Raw genomic sequence first — 18862 nt, 5'->3', positions numbered from 1 at the left:
CCGTGGTGATCAGGTTCACGCTGGTCAGGATGGTGCCCATGCCGGACAGGATCAGCCCCATCGCCCACAGGTCCCCGCCGGCGCCCGGGGACCGTACGGAGTCCGACAGCGGCGTGTAGGCGAACCACCCGAACGCCGCCGCGCCTCCGGGTGCGAGGAAACCCCCCAGCACCATCAGCCCGCCGAACAGGAAGAGGTAGTAGCTGAGCGCGTTGAGGCGGGGGAAGGCGACGTCGGGCGCGCCGATCTGCAACGGCACCAGGACGTTGGCGAACCCCGCGAACGTCGGCGTCGCGAACAACAGCAACATCACCGTGCCATGGATCGTGAACAACTGGTCGTACACATGCGCGCCCATCACCTGCAGGCCCGGCTGCAGCAACTCCGCCCGCATGAACATCGCCATCAGCCCGCCGGCCAGGAAGAACGCGAACGACGTCCCCAGATACAGATAACCGACCACCTTGTGATCGGTCGTCCCCAGCACATCCCCGATACGGCTGCCCAGCGAATGCTCCTTCAGCACCTCGCCGGTCGGAGTCCGGACCCGATCCTCGACCGTCGCCATGCGTACCCTCCGCCCACCTGCGACCGACCGGCCCGCCGGGGCCGTACCAGCCTGCTTTCCACTCAAAGGACGCCCAAACAGCCGGTCTCCGCATCCGGGCGGCCGCTCGGGGTAGGCCCTCAGCGGAGGTACGGGTCGCAGGACGGAGGGGAGACGGGTGCGGTGGGTGCACCGGGCCGACGAGCGCGTGATGCGGGCGGTGACCTCAGCCGGCTGCGCGGCACTGGACGAGGTCATGCCGCGGGCCTCGCGCCTCGCCGACCAGCTTCTCGTGTGGTGGCTCATCGCGGCCGCCCTGCGGGCCGGCGGCGGCCGGCGATCACGGCGCGCCGCCGGGCGTGCGGCGCTGGCGATGTGCGTCGCGGGAACACTGGCCAACGGCGTGCGGCTCTATGTGTTCGACCGGGAGCGCCCTCCGGAGGCGCTGAGCGGGCGGCGGCCGGGCCGGGTGCCCGACTCGCCCGGCTTCCCGTCGGGGCACAGCGCGGGCGCGGCGGCCTTCGCGGCGACGCTGGTGTGCGAGGCGCCGTGGCCGGTGAGCGTTCCGGTCGCGGCGCTGGCCTCGCTGGTCGCCTACTCCCGCGTCTACACCGGAGCGCACTACCCCGGGGACGTGGCGACCGGCGCCGCCATGGGCGTCACGGTCGCCCTGGCCGTCCACGGCCTCATCCCGGAAAAGAGACGAAGGTGATCGAGATGACAGACCCGAAGATGATCGACCGGAACGGCTGGGCCGGTTTCTTCGACCAGCTGAGCGCGGACCACTGCGGCGACAACACCGCCATCGAACTGTTCGACACGGACGTCGGCGACCAGTACGAGACCGAGCACCTGCCGTTCAACTACGCCTCGTACGACCGGAAGGACGACGTGATCGTCATCGGGGTCGGCGGCAACTCGGCGCGGTCTCCGGTCCTGCTCCGCCGCATGATCCGCCGTCCCGTCGAGGTCGACGCGGCCGTGCCGGCGCCCGGGCAGTCCGACATCCGGATCGTCGCCGAGGACGGGACGACGACCATGCTCCACCTGCGGCCCGAAGCGGCGCTGCCCGGACCCCGCTGAGCCGTCCCCTCGACGGGGCCGCGGAGCGGTCGGAGCCTCTTCGCGCCGATCGCCGTGTGACCGCGGCCGCGGGCGGTGAGAATGGGCCCATGGGCAGGGTCGCGTACGGCACCGCACTGATCGTCCTCATCGCCGCGACGGCGTGCGGTCCGGGGGACGGATCCCGGGCGGACACCGCCTCGCCCGCACCCGGCGGACCCGCCGGGAGCTCCTCGGCGCCCGGGCGCGCGGCGGCGTCCTGGCCGACGTACCACGGTTCGAACGACCGGGCGGGGTTCGCCGCCGGCTTCCCCGCGCCGCGCACGCTCGGCGACGCGTGGACGGCGAGGCTCGACGGGGCGGTGTACGGCCAGCCGATCGTCGTGGGCGGCACCGCCTACGCCGCCACGGAGAACGACACCGTCTACGCGCTGGACCTCGCGACGGGGCGGCGGGTCTGGCAGCGGCATCTCGGCACGCCCGTGCCCCGGTCCGCGCTGCCCTGCGGCAACATCGACCCGCTCGGGATCACGGGCACCCCGGCGTACGACCCGGGCACGCGCACCGTCTTCGTCGCGACCGAGACGACCGGCGTGCGGCACACCCTCGTCGGCCTGAACGCCGCGGACGGACGCGTCCGCCTCACCCGTGACCTCGACGTCGCGGCCGGCCGGGACCGCGCGGCCGAGCAGCAGCGCGGCGCCCTCGCGGTCGCCGGCGGCCGGGTGTACGTCCCGTTCGGCGGTCTCGCCGGCGACTGCGGGAACTACGTCGGCTACCTCGCCGCCGCGCGTACCGATGGCGGGAAGGGCGTGACCTCCTACGCGGTCCCCACGCGCCGGATGGGCGGCATGTGGGCGCCGTCCGGCCCGGCCGTCGGCGCGTCCGGCGACGTGTACGTGGCCGTCGGGAACGGCGCGAGTCTGGGCGGGGCGTACGACGGCAGCGACTCGGTGCTGCGGCTCTCCCCCGACCTGTCCCGCCGCCTGTCGTACTTCGCGCCGGAGAACTGGGGCTCGGAGAACAGCGAGGACCAGGACCTCGGTTCGACCGGTCCGCTCCTGCTTCCCGGCGGCCGGGTCGTGATCGCGGGGAAGACGGGCGACGTCTACCTGCTCGACGGCCGCGACCTCGGCGGCATCGGCGGGCAGCGCGCCTCCCTGCGCGGCTGCGTCTCCTTCGGCGGCATGGCGCGGGACGGCTCCGCGATCTTCCTGCCCTGCCAGGACGGCCTGCAGCGCGTGGACGTCACCGGGAGCGGCGACCTGCGCCGGGTCTGGCGGGCGCCGGGGAACGTCAAGGGTTCACCGGTGGTCGGCGGCGGCGCGGTGTGGACCCTCGACACCGACGCCGGGGTCCTGCACGCCCTGGCGGAGTCCGACGGGCGTTCGCTGGTCTCGCGCCGGGTCGGGGAGGTCAGCCGGTTCGCCTCGCCGACCCTCGCCGGGTCGCTCGTCCTCGTGCCGACCATGCACGGGGTCACCGCGGTCGGCGTACGCTGACGCGCGGCCTGACCGCGAAACACACGGCACGCTCAGCGGACGACGGGGTCACTGCCATCGGCGTGCGCTGACGCGCGGCCTGGCCGGGATACGCGGCGCGCTCAGCGGACGACGCACGGGGTCGCCGCCGTCGGCGCGCGCTGACGCGACCCGCCGCATCCGCGGCGCGCTCAGCCGCGGCCGGTGCGGCGGCCGAGCAGCCGCTCGATCTCGCGGCGGTCGCGCTTGGTGGGGCGTCCGGCGCCGCGCTGGCGGCGCGCGATCGGGAGCAGGGCCTCCCGCGGGGGCGGCGGCGGGCTGTGGTCGGTGTAGCACTCGACGGCGACCGGCGCGCCGACGCGTTTGCGCACGACGCGGCGCACGATGACGACTCGTTCGCGGCCGGCCAGGCGCACGCGGACCTCGTCTCCGGGCTTCACGGCGGTGGCGGGCTTGACGCGCTCGTCGTTGACCCGGACGTGGCCGGCCCGGCAGGCGGCCGTGGCCAGCGAGCGGGTCTTGACGAGCCGCACCGACCAGATCCACACATCGACCCGCACGGTCTCCTGATTCGCCGCCACGGCACAGACCTTAGTCCAGCCCGCGCCGTAACCGCCGTTTCGGCGGCGCATGAATCGGGCAGAACGCTTCACTCGCGGTAAGCCGGGTAATCAAGCGATCATGCGCACCGCCATCTTGGACGTCGGGTCCAATGCCGCCCATCTCAAGGTCGTCGACCTCGTCGCGGGCTGCCCCGTACGGACCGTCGTCTCCGTCAAGAAGCCCACCCGGCTGGGCGGGGCGCTCCCGGCCGACGGCCGGCTCGGCCGGGCGGAGGCCGACCGGGTCGTGGCGGCGGTGGCCGCGGCCATCGGCGAGGCCGCGCGGATCGGCGCCGTCGAGCTGATCCCCTTCGTGACGTCCGCGATCCGCGACGCGCCCAACCGCGAAGAGATCCTCGACCGGGTCGCCGAGGAGACGGGCGTGGAGGTGGGGTTCCTGACCGGCCCCGACGAAGCGCGGCTGACCTTCCTGGCCGTACGCGCCTGGTACGGCTGGTCAGTCGGGCCGATCGTGCTCGCCGACATCGGCGGCGGCTCGATGGAGATCGCCACCGGGGACGGCGCCGAGGCCGACGCGGCGCTGTCGATGCCGCTCGGCGCCGGCCGGCTCACCCGCGAGCACCTGACCGGCGATCCACCGGGCCGGCGGCAACTCGCGCGGCTCCGCGCGCACGTCGCGGAGCGGCTGGCCGCGTACGGCGTCGACCGGCTGACCGACGGGTCCGCGGGCCACCACGCGGTCGCCACGTCGAAGATCTTCACCCAGCTCGCCAAGCTCGCCGGAGAGCGGGCGGCAGACGGCCGGCGGACCCTGGAGCGCACGGCCCTGCGGCGGCGGATCGCCGGTCTCGCGGCGCTGACGGCCGAGGAGCGCGCGCGGCTCAAGGGCGTCTCGCGCGCCCGCGCCCGTCACATCCTGGCCGGCGCGATCATCGCGGACGAGATCATGGGCGCGCTGGGCGTGCGCCGTCTGGAGGTCTGCCCGTGGGCGCTGCGTGAGGGGATCGCGCTGCGCAGGCTCCGGTGGCTGGAGGCGGAGGCCGGCCGGGCGAACGACATCGGGCACCTTCTGCGGCCCCTGCCGGCGGACCGGTCGCGGGCGGGCACCGGGCGGGGCAAGGACGAGGGCCCCGCCGGAACGTCGCCCGGTGGGGCCCTCGATGTGTGTACCGGTGTGCGGGTCGCCTCTCGGCGAAAGGCACAACGCGGCTCCAGCCGAACGGTAGTCCGCGAAGGCGATAGGTGAGGCCCGGGGACACCAGGCACACCGGCCACAAGAGGTGTAACAGGACTCGGGGAGCCGTTTGTTCCCACCCTCGCGACGGATTTCCCGGGCCGGATCGGCGCTTGCCACGGCGAACGTTGCATAAGACCACAATCCACGGGCAAAGCGCTCACCATGGGTGATCTGCCATCGCTGGTGTTGCTCGTCCTGTTCCTGCTCAGTGCCGGGATCATCTGGTACGCCGGGATACGGCTGTCCGACACGACCGACGTCCTGTCCGAACGGATGCACCTGGGCAGCGCCCTCGGCGGGCTGATCCTCCTGGCGGTCGCGACCAACCTCCCGGAGGCGGCGATCACCGTGAGCGCCGCGCTGTCCCACCATCTCGACGTCGCGGTCGGCAACATCCTCGGCGGCATCGCGGCGCAGACCGTCGTCCTGGTCATCCTGGACGTCGCCGGCACCGGCGGCGCGCCGCTGACGTACGTCGCGGCCAGTCTCAGCCTCGTCCTGGAGGGCGCGCTGGTGGTCGCGGTGCTGGCGGTCGTCGTCATGGGCACCCAGCTGCCCGGCGACCTCGCCTTCGCCCGGCTCGGCCCCGCCTCCCTCCTGATCGCCGTCGTCTGGATGGCCGGCCTGCTGCTGCTCCGGCGCGCGGGCCGGGGGCTGCCGTGGCACGAGGGCGGTGACGCCCCCGACACCCAGCCCGAGCGGAAGGGACACTCGAAGACCAAGAAGGAGGCCCAGGCCACCTCGTCGGGCATCGGGACCCGCCGCGCGGCGCTGGTGTTCGGCGTCGCCGCGATCGCCACCCTGGTCGCCGGCGTGGTCATCGAACGCAGCGGCGAGGAGCTCTTCGGCCGGCTCGGCATGAGCGGCGTCGCCTTCGGCGCCACCGTGCTCGCGGCGGCCACCGCCCTCCCCGAGATCAGCACCGGGCTGACCTCCGTCCGGATGGGCGACCACCAGCTGGCGATCAGCGACATCTTCGGCGGGAACGCGTTCCTGCCGGTGCTGTTCCTCGCCGCGACGCTGATCTCCGGCCGGCCCGTGCTGCCCGACGCGCACCGGTCCGACATCTACCTCACCGCGCTCGGCTCCCTGCTCACGCTCGTCTACATGGCAGGGCTGATCTTCCGGCCCCGGCGCGACCGGCTCCGCATGGGCGTGGACAGCCGTACGGTGCTCGCGCTGTACGCCCTGGGGATCGCCGGCCTGCCGGCCATCGGCGGCTGAACCGCCGGGTCCTGTCGCGTTCTCCCAGGTCGTTCCGGGGTAGCCCTGCCGCATGACGGAGAACCAGAGCCTGCGGCAGATCGCCGCCGCGCGGTTCGGCATCGATGAGCTGCGCCCCGGGCAGGAGGAGGCGGCGAGGGAGCTGGCCGACGGCCGCGACTGCCTCGTGGTCATGCCGAGCGGCGCCGGCAAGTCGGCGATCTACCAGCTGGCGGCGGTCGCCCTCGGCGGCCCGGCGGTCGTCGTGTCCCCTCTGCTGTCCCTGCAGCGCGACCAGGCCCAGGGGCTGCGCGCGCACGGCCTCACCGCGATCAGCGTGAACGCGACCGTCGGCGAGAAACGCCGCGACCAGGCGTACGCCCTGCTCCGTGAGGGGAAGCCGGGGTTCGTCTTCCTGGCTCCGGAGCAGCTCGCCCGGCCCGACGTTCGCGCGGTGCTCGCCGAGACGCCACCCTCGCTCATCGCGATCGACGAGGCGCACTGCGTCTCCGCCTGGGGCCACGACTTCCGCCCGGAGTACCTCCGCATCGGCGGCGTCGTCGAGGGCCTGCCGCGCCGGCCCGTCGTCGCCGCGCTCACCGCGACGGCGGCGCCACCCGTACGGGAGGAGATCGTCGAGCGGCTGCGGCTGCGCGACCCGGCGCGGATCATCCGCGGCTTCGACCGGCCCGAGCTTCACCTGTCGGTCACGATGTTCCACGACGCGGACGAGAAGGAGGCCGCCGTCGTCGACCTGGCGCGCCGGCTGCCCGGCTCCGGCATCGTTTACGCCGCGACCCGCCGGGAGACCGAGGAGTACGCCGAGCGGCTCGGGGTCCGGGCCTACCACGCCGGGCTGCGCAAGACCGAGCGGACCGAGACGCAGCGGGCGTTCATGGGCGGCGAGACCATCGTCGCGACCAGCGCGTTCGGGATGGGCATCGACCGGCCCGACGTGCGCTTCGTCGTCCACGCCTCGGTGCCGGGTTCGCTCGACGAGTACTACCAGGAGATCGGCCGGGCCGGGCGGGACGGCGAACCCGCGGAGGCGATCTGCCTCTACCGCACCGAGGACCTGGGGCTGCGCCGTTTCTTCGTCGGGGGCCTGCCCGATGAGGAGCTGCTGGCCCGTGTCGCCGCGGCGGTGGACGGGCCGGTCTCCCGGCGCGACCTGGCCCGCCGGGTGGACGTCTCGGACCGGCGCGTCACCGCGCTGCTCAACCTCCTGGAGACGGCCGGCGCGCTGCGGCTGCGGCGGCGCGTCGAGCCCCTTCCCGACGCGCCGCCGCCGGAGGAGGCCGCCGCCCTCGCCCGGGAGATCGCCGAGAAGCACCGCTCGGTGGAACGCTCCCGCGTCGAGATGATGCGCCGGTACGCCGAGCTGACCGACTGCCGCCGCCGGTTCCTGCTGCGCTACTTCGGCGAGGTCGTCGAGGACCCGTGCGGGAACTGCGACAACTGCGAGGCGGGCCGCTCCACTCCCGCCGACTCCGCGCGCCCGGCGTTCGCCTCCGGCGCCCGGGTCGAGCACCAGGACTGGGGCCGTGGCACCGTCCTCGGCGCCAAGGAGGGCCGGCTCACGGTCCTGTTCGACGAGGTCGGCTACAAGGAGCTACTGAGCGAGATGGTCCTGGAGGAGGGCATCCTCGCCACCCTCTAGAAGGGCACCGGCGTGGAGGACACCGGCCTGGAGGGCGCCGGCCTGGAGGGCGCCGGCCGACCGGCCGGAATGGCGGAGGCGCCGCCGGGTAGGGGCGGCCCATGAGCCGACCAGAAGCACCCGAGACCATGACCGGATACCCGCGCATCGCCCTCATCACCGGCGCCGACTCCGGGATCGGCAAGGCGACCGCGGTCACGCTGGCCGAGCGCGGCTACGACGTCGGGATCACCTTCCACTCCGACGAGGACGGCGCGAAGGGCACCGCGGAGGAGGTCCGGGGCCTCGGCCGCACCTGCGCCGTACGCCGCCACGACCTCACCGACCCGGTCACCGCCGCCCGCGTGGTGGACGAACTGGCCGACGAGCTCGGCGGCGTCGGCGTGCTCGTGAACAACGCCGGAACCGGCAGCAGCCGCCCCGTCCTGGAGACGGACTACGACGAATGGCGCTCCGTCGTCTCGGTGGACCTCGACGGGGCCTTCCTGTGCTCCCAGCGCGCCGCCCGCCGGATGATCGACCAGGGCGGCGGCGGGCGGATCGTGAACGTCACGAGCGTCCACGAGGAGTACCCGCGCGTGGGCTCCGGCCCCTACTGCGCCGCCAAGGGAGGGCTGAAGATGCTGACACGGGTCCTCGCGCTGGAGCTGTCGGCGTACGGGATCACCGCGAACACGATCGCGCCGGGCGAGATCGCCACGCCGATGACCGGTCAGGAGGACCGGCCGCCGCAGCCCGGCGACCGGCCCGGTTACCCGCTCGGCCGGCCGGGCCACGCGCGGGAGGTCGCCGCCGCGATCGCATTCCTCGCCGACCCCTCCGCCTCGTACGTCACCGGCGCGTCCCTGTTCATCGACGGCGCCCTGGGACTGATGGGGCCGCAGGCGGCGGGGGCCCTGCGGTCCGCGGACTGGCGCGAGGGCTGAACCCCGACGGCACCGGCGAGCATCGCCCTGGCCGGTGAGCCGGGCGAGCATCGGCCTCACCGGTGAGCCCGGCGCGCGTCGGCCTCACCGGCCGGGCCTTCTCTCGTCAGAGATCGATGACCGTTCCGCGCTGCACGACCTGGACCCGGTCCTGGAGGCCGCGCCGGCGGACCTCGGCGTCGAAGTCCGACAGCGGGGACTTCATCACCGTGTAGTCGTTGTGGTGGATCGGGACGACGCGTGCGGCGTCCACCAGCTCCACCCAGTCCGCGCCCTGCCTGCCGTCCATGGTGACCAGCAGCGAGTTGAAGATCTTGGTACCGCCGAGGTGCACCACCCCGACGTCGATGTTCGGGTAGCGGCGCGGGATCTCGGCCAGGTCGTTGCACATCAGGGTGTCACCGCTGATGTACATCCGCAGGTCGACCTGGCCGCCCCGCGAGCCGAACTCCAGGATGCTGCCCATGACCGGCGGGAGCAGCATCTGGAAGGGCCCCGGCGCGTGCCGCCCGGGGACCGAGACGATCCGCACGACCCGGTCGCCCTTGACGAACTCGTGCTCGTCCCAGGTGCGAAGCCCGCGGGAGTGACCGAAGCCCTGCGGCTTCAGCCGCCGTGCCGCGTGGGGCGTGGTGACGATCGGCAGCTCCTTGTCGAGGTTCCGCCGCGCCACCCGGTCCCAGTGGTCACCGTGCAGGTGGGACAGGACGATGCCGTCCAGCGCCGGCAGCCGGTCCACGGAGATCGCCGGATCCAGCAGCCGCGTCGTCGTGATGCCCCAGCCGAGGTGGACCTTCTGCCCCCGGCGAATGAAGTTCGGATCGGTCAGCAGGGTGAACCCGCCGTACCGGATCACGGTGGTGGCGTTCCCGACGAAGAACAGCCCCCCGGACTTCGGAATCAGGTCCTCTTCGGTCATTGCGCCCCCCGGTCAGGGGCGGCGCCCCGGGTCACCCGCCCGGCCGGAACACCGCCCGTACGCAGCCGTCCTTCTCGTGCTTGAAGAGGTCGTACCCCTCAGGCCCCTGATCCAGCGGCATCACGTGGGTGGCCAGGCGAGCGGCGGTGATCTCATCATCGCGCCGAGGGGGAACTCCCGGCACCGGCGCTGCTCCGCCTGCCCGGAAAGAACGGGCTTGAACGGACAACTTCGGCCGGACAGGCCCGTGTCCGGGTAAAACGCGCCTTCGCGCGGTGAGGACGCGCCTCCGGTGGGTAGTGGTTCCCGGCACCGAGGGGAGGCGCCATGCGCAGCATCGAGAAACTGAGTGAACTGACCGAGTTGGTGCACGGACGGCAGGACCTGTACCTGCGGCACTCGGGCGGCCCCGAGTCGGACGCCGACGCGACGAGCCGCGACTACGAGAGCGGGCTGGAGCTGCCGGGCCTGTCGGTCGTCCCGTTGCAGGCGCCCCAGTGGTGGAGCCGGCCGCTGGAGGACTGGATCGCCCGCCAGATCCGGAAATATGCACACTTGGCGGAGCAGGGGGATAACCGGTACGCCTGGATCCTGGTCGGTGAGCCCTGCGACTTCGGCCCGGACCATGAGCCTCTCATCGCCGACTTCGAGCCCGTCGCCGCCCTGAGCGACGACCTGTTGAAGGAGGCGCAGGGGCGCTACCACGAGCGTTTCGAAGTGGGCCGCGACTCGCTCCAGTGAGTTCGGCGGCGGACGTCAGTGTGCCGAGGATTCAGTGTGCCGAGGGTTCCCGTGCCGTGAGCAACGACGATCCTCGGCACGGCGGCAGTACCCACCGTGATCCGGTCAGTCCTCCGCGGCGCGGCGTTCCGCGCCGGTCTCCTCCGCGTAGCCGACGTCCTGGCCCTGCACGCGGCCGACGAACGTCTCGTTCGGCGTCGTCCCGGTCGTCGTGCCCTGGTCCGGCTGGTCCGGGTCGGGCTCGCCGCCCACGTCGCGGCTGTTCGCCACGCCCTCGTCGAGCGGCACGTCCCGATCCGGCTTCCTCGCGTCCATCGTCTGCTCCCTTCGGTTCGGTCAGCGCCTCGCGCTCAGGCGCCGGTAGGCGGCGGCCGTGACGACCCCGTACGCCAGGTGCGGCACGACGTCGGAGATCCATCCGGCGGTGCCCCACTCACGCGGGTCGGTGAGCCCCATCGCGACGGCCGGACCCTCGCTCACCACGGACGCCGCCGCCCCGAGCGCGAGGGCGTCGGGCAGGGTCCTCGCCCGCGAGCGGAGCAGGCCGTACGCGACGCCCACTCCGACGCCGACGCCGAACCCGAGCAGGGCGCCGAGGGCCTGGCGGCGGTTCCCGGCGGTCTCCTCGTCCCCGAGCGACACACCGGCGCGCTCGGTCGTCTTCTCCACCATCTGTTCCGGAACCTGGCTGCCGGAACGTCCTCGCAGGGCCATGTCGGCGTACGTGACCGCGTTGAGCGCCGCCGTGCCCGCCGCGCCCGCCAGCGCCCCGGAGAGCAGACCGTTCACGATCCCCTCCTCCTTCGTCCTCTGCCGTCGCGAAGTAGCCCCTTTCCCGTGAAGGGAGAGATAATCCGGTCTGCCCGAATGCCTGCCCTGCATGGGGGTAGACGGGGTGCGTGACAACGACCGACGTGGAGCTCTCGCGCAGCGATCTGGGGTGCGCGGGGATCCGCCGCATCCGCTGCGGCCGGGGCTTCCGCTACGTCGACCCCGATGGCGAGCCGGTGCGCGACCCGGAGACCCTCGCCCGGGTCAAGGCCCTCGTGATCCCCCCGGCCTGGGAGAACGTCTGGATCTGTCCCGAGGCCGACGGCCACATCCAGGCGGTGGGCACCGACACGGCGGGCCGGCGGCAGTACCGCTACCACGACCTGTGGCGCGAGCAGCGGGACCGGGAGAAGCACGACCGGGTGCTGGAGTTCGGCCGGGCGCTGCCGCGCGTCCGTGAACGGGTCGAGCGCGGCCTCAAGGAGAAGGGGCTGACCCGGGACCGGGTGCTCGCCGCCGCCATCCGCCTCATCGACCTGGGGTTCTTCCGGCCGGGTGGGGAGGAGTACGCCGCGGAGAACGGCACCTACGGCCTTGCGACGATCCGCAAGGAGCACGTGACCCTGACCGGCGGGCAGATCATCTTCGACTACCTCGCCAAGGGGTCGAAGCAGCGGGAGCAGGCCGTCGCCGACGACGACGTCTGCGCCGTCGTCCGCAGCCTCAAGCGGCGCCGGAGCGGCGGGGACGAGCTGCTCGCCTACCGGAGCGAGCGGCGCTGGCACGACGTCACGTCGACCGACATCAACGACCACCTGCGGGAGCTGTCCGGCGGTGAGTTCTCCGCCAAGGACTTCCGCACGTGGCACGCCACCGTCCTGGCCGCCGTCGGCCTCGCGGTGTCCGAACCGGCGGCCGCGGCGGACGGCACCCGCAAACGAGCCGTCGCCCGCGTCGTACGCGAGGTCGCCGAGTATCTCGGCAATACTCCCGCCGTCGCCCGCGCCTCCTACATCGACCCCCGGGTGATCGAGCTGTACGAGAACGGCGTCACCATCGCCCCGATCCTCGGCCGGCTCGGCGAGAACCGCGACTTCGGCGACCTCGCCACGCGCGGCTCCGCCGAACGGGCCGTCCTGGAGCTGCTCACCGAGCACGGCTGACCTCCCTCGCAGGAGGGCGGCGCGGTCGGGCTCGGGGATCCACACGCGGTCGTCACCGGGGCCGGAGCAGGTAGCCGCGCCACTCCTCGGCGCCGCCGGGGTCCGGCATCGCGATGCCCGCCGCCCGGAGGTCCGGCAGCCGCAGGACCGGGCGGCCGGCGAACGGGTGGTCCGCGTCGACGAACGCGTGCAGGGGCTCGACGTGCACGGGCCGGTGATCGAGGTCGGTGGGCCAGGAACGGCCGAGGTCGTGGACGCGGTCGACGGCTCCCGCCTGGCCGCCATCGGATTCTGCTTCGGCGGGCTCTGCGTACTCGACCTGGGCGCACCCGGTCGGCGCTGGAGGGCTTCCTGGTGGAATACCTCTCCTGAGCCGTCCGGTCACAGGTAGTGGCCGACCCGCTCGGCCGCCCGGGCCGGGCGGGCCGGCAGGTCCTCGGCGCGCAAGGTGAGGAGGTCCGTCCGGGTGGGCCGGTCGAGACCGGTGACGCGCTGCGCCTGGCGGGCGACCGCGCCGTCGAGCAGGTTGCGCATGAACCGCCCGTTGCCGAACGATGGTCCGCGCTCCGTACGGCGGAGCGTCGCCCGCAGCGCGTCGCCGACGTCCGGCGCGAGGACGAGACCCTCGTCGGCGGCCAGCCGCTCGAAGACCGCGCACAGCTCGTCGTCGGTGTAGCCGGCGAAGTGCAGCTGCCGGGCGAACCGCGAGTCCAGCCCGGGGTTCGCGGTCAGGAAGTCCGCCATCTCCCGCTGGTAGCCGGCGACGATGACGACGAGGTCGTCCCGATGGTCCTCCATGAGCTTCACCAGCTCCGCGATGGCCTCCAGGCCGTAGTCGCTCTTGAACGACGGCTGCGTCAGCGTGTACGCCTCGTCGATGAAGAGGACGCCGCCGAGGGCTCGTTCGACCAGCCGGCGGGTCCTCGGGGCGGTCTGGCCGACGTACTCCCCCACCAGGTGCGCCCGGGACGCCTCGACCAGGTGGCCGGAGGACAGCACCCCGAGCCGCTTGTAGATCCGGGCCAGCAGGCGGGCCACCATGGTCTTGCCGGTCCCGGGGTCTCCGGTGAACACCATGTGCCGCGTCGGGGCGGTGCCGGGCAGCCCCTGCTCCCGCCGCAGCCGGTCCGCGCGCGTCATCGCGACGAGGAGGCCGATCTCCCGTTTGACCGTCTCCAGCCCGGTCAGGGCCGCCAGCTCGGCCAGCGGGTCGTCCTCGGTCACCGCCGCGCCGAACGCGCGGGGCACGTCGGCGCGTTTGACGATGAGCTCGGCACCCGGCTCCGTACGGTTCCGGGCGGCCGCCACCGCCCGGTCCGCCAGGTGCGCGGCGAGACGGGCGTTGCGGAGCGTCTGCGTCGGCGGGGTCGCGGCGAGCAGCTCACCGGCGGCGTCGCGGGCGCGCTTGTACGTCCGCACCCCGCGCCGGCGCACCTCGCGGTCGAAGAGCTCGGCGTACTCCTCCGCGGTGAACGGGTGGGTACGGGCGACGCGGAACCGGTGCGACAGCGCCGGGTCGGCCTCCCGGATCCGCTCGATCCCGTCCTCTCCGCAGAGCGCGGCCAGGTGCAGGTCCGGATGGACCGTCAGCAGCCGGTGCAGCTCGCCGAGCAGTTCCGGGCCGTTGCCGGTCTCACCGGCGAAGTCGTCGAGACCGTCGATGACCAGCAGCCGCTCCCCTGCGGAGTCACGGACGTCGGCGTGCAGCCGGGCGGCCGCCTCGTAGAGCGGCCGGCCCGCGAACAGCGTGTGGGTCAGCCAGAGCGGTTCGCGGGGCAGCCGCAGCGCCTCCGCCAGTTCGGTCACGGCGAGGCGGCGGCCGGTGCCCTCCGGCCCGGCCAGGAGCACCCGGACGGCGCCGTCCTCCTCGGTGACCTCCTGCAGCAGGGCGGTCAGCTCGGGCTGCCCGACGATCCCCGTGGCCACGTCGGAGGACGCGGTGCTCTCCGGCGTGGCCGCGGGCCGGTCCCCCCGGCCGGTCGCGAGCCTGCCGACGAGCGGATTGACGACGCGGCGCCGGGGCGCGTACAGGCGGTGCAGATCGCGCTGGAACTCGTCGATCGGCGTGTGATCCCGGGCGCCGCTGCGCTGCGGCTCGCCGGGCAGTCCCTGCGCGCAGGCCACCATCCGGGTCGCCATGTCGAGCCAGGCCCGGCAGGCGTCGGCGGCGCCCTCGACCAGCGCCTCGGCGAGCCACAGCCGGATCTCCTCCTGCCACGCGGAGGCCCGGAACCCGCTCCGCTCCCGCCGGAACCGCGCGGACACCTCCTTGTACAGGTCCTCGCCGAGCACGACGGACAGCTCGACGGGTACCCGGTCCAGGCCGCACTGCAGCAGCAGCCGGCTCAGGTGGGTGCCGACGAGCCGGGAGTGCCGCACCACCCCGGCCAGGTGGTCGGTCGCCGCCCGGAAACCGGACCACACCCACTCCAGGTAGCCGACCGGCCCGGCCAGCTCGGGCACCTCCGCGAGGATGTCGTCGTCGGCGTGCGCGGCCCACCGCGTGCGCAGCCCGCTCTTGGAGAGGTTCACGTCGCAGTCCGGCGGATCGTCGAACAGCCGCAGCAGCGCGCGCCGCCGGCCCTCGATCGGTTCGATCCCCTCCAGCACGGCCAGGCAGTCACGGGCGAGCCGGATCGCCAGCTCGCGGTCCGGCACCTCGATCAGCCAGTCGAGCGGCGGCCGCCAGAGGTTGGTCGAGGTGTTCCACCAGGTGTTCGACGTGGTCAGCACCGCGGGGTCGCTCAGATGGCGGCGGAGCAGCCGGTCGGTCAGCTGGCACTGTGAGCCCGCGCGGATCGCGCTGACCCCGGGCAGGAAGCCGATGATCTGGTACAGGTCCGCGGCGACCAGCGAGGCGGGCAGCGTCAGCAGCTTGTGATCGTCCGTGGTGAGGTCGGCGCAGCGCGGGTCGGCGAGGAGACCGTCGATGCGGTCGGTGATCTCCTCGAACAGTCCGTCCGGCACCCGCCACGGACCGTACGCATAGACGTCGAGAACCGGCTCGTCCGTGAGCAGGAGCTCAAGATGTTCCGGCAGCGGCACCACGATCCTCCATCACCTTGGGCGAACCGGACAGCAGCCTACGGCGAGCCGGTGACGCGCGCGCCCGATGTCCGACCCCGGGTGCAGGATGGCCCCATGTGCAGAAGCATCAAGACGCTGCGGCCGCCGGCCGCCGAAGAGGTCACCGACGAGGACATCCGCGCGGCGGCGTTGCAGTACGTCCGCAAGGTGTCCGGTTTCCGGCGGCCGGCAGCGCACAACCAGGCCGTCTTCGACCGGGCGGTCGACGAGGTGACGCGCGCGACCACCGCCCTGCTCGCCGGGCTCGAGGTCCGCGGCGCCCGCTCCCGGACCTGACGGCGGCGCGGCGCGGTCAGCCGTACAGGCGCTTGGCGTACTCCGGGCCGTAGTAGCGCTCCAGCTCCTCGAACGTCTCCTCGGTGTACTGCACGTCCTTGACGATCCGCGCGTGCGACGGGAGGGCGTCCGGGTTCCAGGTCTCCGGCTTCCACAGCTCCGAGCGGAGGAACGCCTTGGCGCAGTGGAAGAAGATCTGCTCGATCTCCACGACGATGGCCAGGCGGGGCCGGTGGTTCCTGACCACCATCTCGTCGAAGAAGGGGGCCTCGCGGACGAGCCGGGCGCGGCCGTTGATGCGGAGTGTCTCGTTCCGGCCGGGGACCACGTAGATCAGGCCGACGTGCGGGTTGACCAGGATGTTGTGGAACCCGTCCACGCGACGGTTGCCCGGACGGTCCGGGACGGCGATCGTCACGTCGTCGATGACGTGGGTGAAGCCGGGCGGGTCCCCTTTCGGGGAGACGTCACAGGCGCCCGTCTCGTCGGCGGTCGCGATCAGGCAGAAGGGCGAGGCCGCGAGCCATTCCCGGTCGCGCGCGTGCAGCCGGACCCGCTCCTTGGCCAGGGCCCGCGGCACCGGCTCGCCGACCAGGTCGCGCAGTTCCTCCGCCGACGTGATCTCCGTGAACGCCGTCACTTCCGCCATCGCGCCTCCCCGAAACGATCAAGAGATCCTCAGCGTAACCCCCGACTCCCGTCCGATCCATGGGCTTTTACGCCGGTCGCGACCACTGCCGTGTCCCGCACACGACGCGACAACGGCGGCCGTTGCCTGCACAATGCTTCCCGGTAGCTCAGTGAGAGGTCGGGTCCAAGATCGTGTCGACGACGATTCACCAGAAGATCGCCGAAGAGCTCGGCGTGCGGGAGCGGCAGGTCCAGGTCGCCGTCGAGTTGCTCGACGGCGGGGCCACCGTGCCGTTCATCGCCCGGTACCGCAAGGAGGCGACCGGCGCGCTCGACGACGCGCAGCTGCGCACCCTCGAAGAGCGGCTGCGCTACCTGCGGGAGCTGGACGAGCGCCGCGCGGCGATCCTCGAGTCGATCGAGTCCCAGGGCAAGCTCGACGACGCGCTCCGCGCACAGATCATGGCCGCCGAGACCAAGGCCCGGCTGGAGGACATCTACCTCCCCTACAAGCCGAAACGGCGCACGAAGGCGCAGATCGCCCGCGAGGCCGGGCTCGAGCCGCTCGCCGAGGCGCTGCTCGCCGACCCGGGCCTCGACCCGCAGGCGGAGGCGGCGAAGTACACCAACGCCGACCTCGACGCCGCCGCGGCGCTGGACGGCGCCCGCGCCATCCTGGTCGAGCGGTTCGCCGAGGACGCCGACCTCATCGGCGACCTGCGCGAGCGCGTCTGGTCGCGCGGCCGAATGGTCGCGAAGGTGCGCGAGGGCAAGGAGGAGGCCGGTGCGAAGTTCTCCGACTACTTCGACTTCGCCGAGCCGCTGTCGCAGCTGCCCTCGCACCGGATCCTGGCGCTGTTCCGGGGCGAGAAGGAGGACGTCCTCGACCTCACCCTGCAGCCCGACGCCGAAGAGCCCGACCCGGCGCAGCCGAACCCGTACGAACTCGCCATCGCCCACCGCTTCGGCGTGCCGACGGGCGCGAAGTGGCTGATGGACACCGTCCGCTGGGCCTGGCGGACCCGCATCCTCGTCCACCTCGACCTGGACCTGCGGCTCCGGCTGCGGCAGGAGGCCGAAGACGAGGCGGTCCGGGTGTTCGCCGCGAACCTGCGCGACCTGCTGCTGGCCGCGCCCGCCGGCAGCCGTACGACGATGGGCCTGGACCCGGGGTACCGCACCGGGGTGAAGGTCGCGGTCGTCGACCCCACCGGCAAGGTGGTCGCGACCGACACGATCTACCCGCACAAGCCGCACGGCCGCTGGAAGGACTCCCTCGACAGCCTCGGCCGCCTCGTCGAGCAGCACAACGTCGACCTGATCGCGATCGGCAACGGCACGGCCTCCCGCGAGACCGACCAGCTCGCCGCCGACCTGATCAAGCAGCACCCCAAGGTCACTAAGATCGTCGTTTCGGAGGCGGGCGCGTCGGTCTACTCCGCCTCGGCGTACGCCTCACGCGAACTGCCCGAGCTGGACGTCTCCCTGCGCGGCGCGGTGTCGATCGCCCGGCGACTCCAGGACCCGCTCGCCGAGCTCGTGAAGATCGACCCCAAGTCGATCGGCGTGGGCCAGTACCAGCACGACGTCTCCGAGGTGAAGCTCTCCCGCTCGCTCGACGCGGTCGTCGAGGACTGCGTCAACGCCGTCGGCGTCGACGTCAACACCGCGTCGGTCCCGCTGCTCACCCGCGTGTCGGGCATCGGCTCCGGGCTGGCCGAGAACATCATCTCCCACCGCGACGCCAACGGCCCGTTCCGCACCCGCGAGGCGCTCAGGAGCGTGCCCCGGCTCGGCCCGAAGGCGTTCGAGCAGTGCGCCGGCTTCCTGCGCATCCAGGGCGGCGACGACCCGCTGGACAGCTCCGCCGTGCACCCGGAGGCGTACCCCGTCGTGCGCCGCATCCTCGGGAAGACCGGCGGCGACCTGAAGTCCCTGATCGGCAACAGCACCGCGCTGCGCGCGCTCAAGCCGCAGGAGTTCGTCGACGACACCTTCGGCCTGCCCACGGTCACCGACATCCTCAAGGAGCTGGACAAGCCGGGCCGCGACCCGCGCCCGGCGTTCAAGACGGCGACGTTCAAGGAGGGCGTCGACAAGGTCGCGGACCTGCAACCCGGCATGATCCTCGAGGGCGTCGTCACGAACGTCGCGGCCTTCGGCGCCTTCGTCGACATCGGCGTCCACCAGGACGGCCTCGTCCACGTGTCCGCGATGTCCCGGACGTTCGTCAAGGACCCGCGCGACGTCGTCAAGTCCGGCGACGTCGTCCGCGTGAAGGTCCTCGACGTCGACATCCCGCGCAACCGGATCTCGCTGACCCTCCGCCTCGACGACGACGCCGAGCGCCGTCCGCAGGGCGGCGGCGGCCGTCGTGAGGGCGGGAACCGCCAGGGCGGCCGTCGCGACGGCGGCGGCGACCGTACCGGCGGCCGGCAGCGGCGCGACCGCGGCGGCTCCGGCGGCGGAGGCGGCGGAGGCGGAGGCGGCGCGATGGCCGACGCGCTGCGCCGCGCGGGTCTCGACAAGGGCCTGAACGGCCGCTAAAGCCGTGATCACCGGCGGTCACCGCGTTCTGAGAACGGTGACCGCTGGT

20 protein-coding genes are annotated in these 18862 nt (G+C 73.0%); 11 read left to right on the top strand and 9 right to left on the bottom strand.

All coding sequences use genetic code 11. From position 1 onward, the window contains the following. On the bottom strand, positions 1-568 hold a 568-nt coding region (locus tag NE235_RS25370; protein ID WP_252807235.1), incomplete at its 3' end, for a cbb3-type cytochrome c oxidase subunit I. 157 nt (positions 569-725) lie between these two features. Here NE235_RS25370 and NE235_RS38320 point away from each other — a divergent pair. The 3 genes from NE235_RS38320 (at position 726) to NE235_RS25355 (ending at position 3111) form a co-directional block, all read left to right on the top strand. Continuing rightward, complete coding sequence (locus NE235_RS38320) at positions 726-1259, top strand: phosphatase PAP2 family protein (RefSeq protein ID WP_252807234.1); 534 nt, start codon at positions 726-728, stop codon at positions 1257-1259. Between the two features lie 5 nt (positions 1260-1264). Then, entirely contained in the window at positions 1265-1630 is a 366-nt protein-coding gene (locus NE235_RS25360; RefSeq protein ID WP_252807232.1) for a DUF5335 family protein, read from the top strand. A gap of 89 nt (positions 1631-1719) precedes the next feature. Next, positions 1720-3111 (top strand): outer membrane protein assembly factor BamB family protein, encoded by a 1392-nt coding sequence (locus tag NE235_RS25355; RefSeq protein ID WP_252807230.1) that lies wholly within the window; start codon positions 1720-1722, stop codon positions 3109-3111. 170 nt (positions 3112-3281) lie between these two features. On the opposite strand, the gene NE235_RS25350 is transcribed toward NE235_RS25355, so the two are convergent. After that, positions 3282-3671, bottom strand: coding sequence for an RNA-binding S4 domain-containing protein (locus NE235_RS25350; RefSeq protein ID WP_252807228.1), 390 nt, complete (start codon positions 3669-3671; stop codon positions 3282-3284). Between the two features lie 100 nt (positions 3672-3771). On the opposite strand from NE235_RS25350, the gene NE235_RS25345 reads away from it, so the two are divergent. The 4 genes from NE235_RS25345 (at position 3772) to NE235_RS25330 (ending at position 8679) form a co-directional block, all read left to right on the top strand. Continuing rightward, a complete protein-coding gene (locus NE235_RS25345; protein WP_252807226.1) occupies positions 3772-4899 on the top strand; it encodes a Ppx/GppA phosphatase family protein in 1128 nt (375 codons plus the stop codon). A gap of 153 nt (positions 4900-5052) precedes the next feature. Beyond that, on the top strand, positions 5053-6114 hold the full coding sequence (locus NE235_RS25340; RefSeq protein ID WP_252807224.1) for a sodium:calcium antiporter: 1062 nt from the start codon (positions 5053-5055) through the stop codon (positions 6112-6114). Between the two features lie 52 nt (positions 6115-6166). Further along, positions 6167-7753 (top strand): RecQ family ATP-dependent DNA helicase, encoded by a 1587-nt coding sequence (locus tag NE235_RS25335; RefSeq protein ID WP_252807221.1) that lies wholly within the window; start codon positions 6167-6169, stop codon positions 7751-7753. A 101-nt stretch (positions 7754-7854) separates the two neighbouring features. Beyond that, positions 7855-8679, top strand: coding sequence for an SDR family oxidoreductase (locus tag NE235_RS25330; RefSeq protein WP_252807220.1), 825 nt, complete (start codon positions 7855-7857; stop codon positions 8677-8679). Positions 8680-8785: 106 nt separating this feature from the next. On the opposite strand, the gene NE235_RS25325 is transcribed toward NE235_RS25330, so the two are convergent. Beyond that, positions 8786-9598, bottom strand: a complete 813-nt coding sequence (locus NE235_RS25325; protein WP_252807217.1) for an MBL fold metallo-hydrolase — start codon at positions 9596-9598, stop codon at positions 8786-8788. 31 nt (positions 9599-9629) lie between these two features. After that, positions 9630-9782: a hypothetical protein gene (locus NE235_RS25320; RefSeq protein ID WP_252807215.1), complete on the bottom strand. Its 153-nt coding sequence runs from the start codon at positions 9780-9782 to the stop codon at positions 9630-9632. A gap of 143 nt (positions 9783-9925) precedes the next feature. Between NE235_RS25320 and NE235_RS25315 the strand changes: the two genes are divergently transcribed. After that, entirely contained in the window at positions 9926-10339 is a 414-nt protein-coding gene (locus tag NE235_RS25315) for a DUF6098 family protein (protein WP_252807213.1), read from the top strand. Positions 10340-10444: 105 nt separating this feature from the next. Here the strand turns inward: NE235_RS25315 and NE235_RS25310 are convergent, their stop codons facing one another. Together NE235_RS25310 and NE235_RS25305 are read right to left on the bottom strand one after the other, a co-directional pair. Then, positions 10445-10654: a hypothetical protein gene (locus NE235_RS25310; protein WP_252807211.1), complete on the bottom strand. Its 210-nt coding sequence runs from the start codon at positions 10652-10654 to the stop codon at positions 10445-10447. 21 nt (positions 10655-10675) lie between these two features. Then, entirely contained in the window at positions 10676-11128 is a 453-nt protein-coding gene (locus NE235_RS25305) for a hypothetical protein (RefSeq protein WP_252807209.1), read from the bottom strand. Positions 11129-11238: 110 nt separating this feature from the next. Here NE235_RS25305 and NE235_RS25300 point away from each other — a divergent pair, with 110 nt between their 5' ends. Next, on the top strand, positions 11239-12273 hold the full coding sequence (locus NE235_RS25300; RefSeq protein ID WP_308206149.1) for a DNA topoisomerase IB: 1035 nt from the start codon (positions 11239-11241) through the stop codon (positions 12271-12273). Between the two features lie 52 nt (positions 12274-12325). On the opposite strand, the gene NE235_RS25295 is transcribed toward NE235_RS25300, so the two are convergent. Together NE235_RS25295 and NE235_RS25290 are read right to left on the bottom strand one after the other, a co-directional pair. Beyond that, positions 12326-12481, bottom strand: a complete 156-nt coding sequence (locus NE235_RS25295) for a hypothetical protein (RefSeq protein ID WP_252807207.1) — start codon at positions 12479-12481, stop codon at positions 12326-12328. Between the two features lie 173 nt (positions 12482-12654). After that, a complete protein-coding gene (locus tag NE235_RS25290; protein ID WP_252807205.1) occupies positions 12655-15318 on the bottom strand; it encodes an AAA family ATPase in 2664 nt (887 codons plus the stop codon). A gap of 96 nt (positions 15319-15414) precedes the next feature. On the opposite strand from NE235_RS25290, the gene NE235_RS25285 reads away from it, so the two are divergent. After that, a complete protein-coding gene (locus NE235_RS25285) occupies positions 15415-15636 on the top strand; it encodes a DUF2277 domain-containing protein (protein WP_252807203.1) in 222 nt (73 codons plus the stop codon). Between the two features lie 16 nt (positions 15637-15652). Here NE235_RS25285 and NE235_RS25280 read toward each other — a convergent pair whose 3' ends face one another. Beyond that, complete coding sequence (locus tag NE235_RS25280; RefSeq protein WP_252807201.1) at positions 15653-16285, bottom strand: pyridoxamine 5'-phosphate oxidase family protein; 633 nt, start codon at positions 16283-16285, stop codon at positions 15653-15655. A 173-nt stretch (positions 16286-16458) separates the two neighbouring features. On the opposite strand from NE235_RS25280, the gene NE235_RS25275 reads away from it, so the two are divergent. After that, complete coding sequence (locus tag NE235_RS25275) at positions 16459-18813, top strand: Tex family protein (protein WP_252807199.1); 2355 nt, start codon at positions 16459-16461, stop codon at positions 18811-18813. Positions 18814-18862: the final 49 nt, after the last annotated feature.

Origin of the sequence: Actinoallomurus spadix, from assembly GCF_024055725.1 — a bacterium.
GTDB lineage: Bacteria > Actinomycetota > Actinomycetes > Streptosporangiales > Streptosporangiaceae > Actinoallomurus > Actinoallomurus spadix.
This window is presented reverse-complemented; position numbering and strand designations above follow the sequence as displayed.